A 2,464-nucleotide genomic window follows, 5' to 3' on the forward strand; every position below is an offset into this window, starting at 1 on the left:
CTGAATTTGACTATTAACTAATAGTGCAATTCTCGAAGATTTAGGAATATTACAAGATTGATACAGGGTAGGAATCTGCTGTAATTGCTGAATATTCCAAGCATGGGGAACAATATCCAAACTATTCCAGAGTCGGCTGCTTTGATTGAGACCTGGCTCCGTATTTCCGTAGTAATCAGAAAAGGTTTTATCCCCTGGAGTTGCTCCCGCAGAAAATTGGGTATTGACGGTGATTTGTTTACCGGTAGGGTTCCAAGTTGCTTGATTTTCGTACAGCCATAATGCCATTACTGGAGATAATGCTCCGCCTAAACTATGGCCGGTGGTAATGATTTCAATAGGTTGATCAGATTGGCTGGGAATTTCCTGGGTCAAAAATTCTAACAGAGAACGGTTAGAGGAATCTTTCAGGTTTTGCAGAATAGTAATTCCGGTATTTGTTCCTTCCGAAATTTTTCCGCGTTCGGGGAATTGCGTTGACCAGGAAACCATGTTATGGGTAGCAGCATCCTCCTGTAACCAGTCAAAAACTGATTTCGGATTCGTAGCAGCGATCGCAACTACATATTGAGGGTTATTGGTTTCGGCATTTTCTCCCTTCGCCACATACATAATATTATCCCAGTTCTGATTTTTAGGATCATGATAATAAATAACAGGACCCCAAAGAATTGTCCATTGACCAATTTTTGCTTGAACCGTAGGATTGGCTAAATCTGTAATAACTTTCTCGCTATTACTGATGTTAGCGAACATGGAAAGACAGAAAAGCGTTTGTTGTTGATCGTAAGTAGGCATTGAAATTTTCTCCAATTGTGAATTGATTTGTCGTATCTTAGACAAATCTAGGTAATTGTCACAACACAAATTTCACAAAAAAGGGATGACCGCTCTTTTTAACTTGATTAAGTTGACCCCAATTTACCCCATCATTAGAGGTGTAAAAATTAGCACCAGAACAGCTATTGGCGGAAAATGTAGGACAAGCATTGCTAAACAGGAAAAACTTTGATCGCTTTTTCGTAGTAAGCCTGACGATCAGCTAGTCCGTTAAGACCACCATTGACTCGTCGGGTGATTTCTTCCACCGTTGCACCGCGATCACAAAGAGCATTCATGTTATTGTTATGCCACCAAAAACCGCCACTGGTAAAAGGATAGGTGGTACTAACATAGTCAACTCCATCCATCACTTTCGGATCATGAATATAATTCGCAAAAGCTTGATAGTTACTGCGTCCCGTTAGTTGAATAACGCCTGCTCCCTTATATTTGGGACCATCTCCTGGATAAATATTTCCTAGGTCTTTCCGTCCGTTATACTCCTCACCGCTACCGAGTTCTTTCATCCATTTCAAGCCTCCACTTTCATGGGCAGTTTGGCTTAAGAAATGACACATTCGGGGGTGAGTGTTAATGTCAAAGCGATTTAAGCAAGAATTGAGGTCTGCTAATTGTCCATCGCTAATGACATTACTGTAGATAGATTCGGCTTGAGCTTTGGAGATTAAATTATTACCCCCTGGTAATTCTTTAAGTTCTAGTAAAAATTTCGCCGAAGATGCTCCCAAGGTATCCAATTCGCCTTCTTTGATTTTTTGTTTGAATTGCTCAAAGGCTTGTTTTGTTTGGGGTCCATAAATGCCATCAACACCATTAGCAGGAAGCAATCCGAGAACTTGCAAACGGGTCTGAACTTCTCGGCAAAGTTCGGAGTCTCCTGCTAAGGAATCAATGGGTTTAACGAGGTTTTGTTGAATGATGTCTTCTAATTTCATGGTGTTTATTTTCCAGTTCAGATTTTCCGATGGTGATCTTGGTTGTTTGGGCTGTTTTTGTATTTCCTGAGTCAGGAATTATAAGAGGGATAAATTGCTTGAATTTTTCATTCCTTGCAAAATTTTTATCCCGTATTTGTTCCCTCAGAAATATGACCTTGTTCTGGGTTTGTGCTAGACCAGAGAACCATATTGTGGGTATTAACATCCTCCTGTAACCAGTCAAATACAGACTGAGGATTTGTCGCTGCAATCGCCACTACATATTGAGGATTATTTGTTGTTAGATTTTGACCTTTAGCGACGCACATAATATTGTCCCAGACTTGACTTTTGGTATCGTGATCATAAATAACAGGACTCCAAACTATCGTCCATTGACCGATTTTTGTTTGCACATTAGAATCAGCCAAATCAGCCATTAATTTGTTACTATCACTGATATTAGCAAACATCGAAAGACAGAAAAGAAAGATAATTCTTTAAAAGTGTAGGAAAGTTGAAGGAACTATTGGGAGGAATTTTCGGCAAATTTTTGACTGGACTTCTATATATATATGTACTAGCTATAACTAAAAGTCTTACAGAGCCTGAGTTAAAGTTATGTAATACTAACAGACTACTGGACGCAAACTCCTGAAGTTCTTACGCAGATAGGGTTTAAAGCCAAATTTTTCAAATTTGAC

General features: G+C 39.3%; 3 protein-coding genes. All 3 read right to left on the bottom strand.

The window, feature by feature from the left end:
• On the bottom strand, window positions 1-798 hold a 798-nt coding region (locus PX636_RS16260), incomplete at its 3' end, for a lipase family protein (RefSeq protein ID WP_288117836.1).
• Window positions 799-992: 194 nt separating this feature from the next.
• Window positions 993-1,778 carry a hypothetical protein gene (locus PX636_RS16265; RefSeq protein ID WP_002799158.1) on the bottom strand — a complete coding sequence of 262 codons (786 nt, stop codon included), beginning with the start codon at window positions 1,776-1,778 and terminating at the stop codon, window positions 993-995.
• Between the two features lie 125 nt (window positions 1,779-1,903).
• A complete protein-coding gene (locus tag PX636_RS16270; protein ID WP_288117838.1) occupies window positions 1,904-2,200 on the bottom strand; it encodes a hypothetical protein in 297 nt (98 codons plus the stop codon).
• Window positions 2,201-2,464: the final 264 nt, after the last annotated feature.

It is taken from the genome of Microcystis sp. M53598_WE2, from assembly GCF_030067735.1.
Lineage (GTDB): Bacteria > Cyanobacteriota > Cyanobacteriia > Cyanobacteriales > Microcystaceae > Microcystis > Microcystis aeruginosa.

What these genes read in the sequence shown, in the direction of transcription:
- PX636_RS16265 (WP_002799158.1), bottom strand. Translation starts at nt 1,778, where the DNA reads ATGAAATTAGAAGACATCATTCAACAAAACCTCGTTAAACCCATTGAT.
- PX636_RS16270 (WP_288117838.1), bottom strand. Translation starts at nt 2,200, where the DNA reads ATGGCTGATTTGGCTGATTCTAATGTGCAAACAAAAATCGGTCAATGG.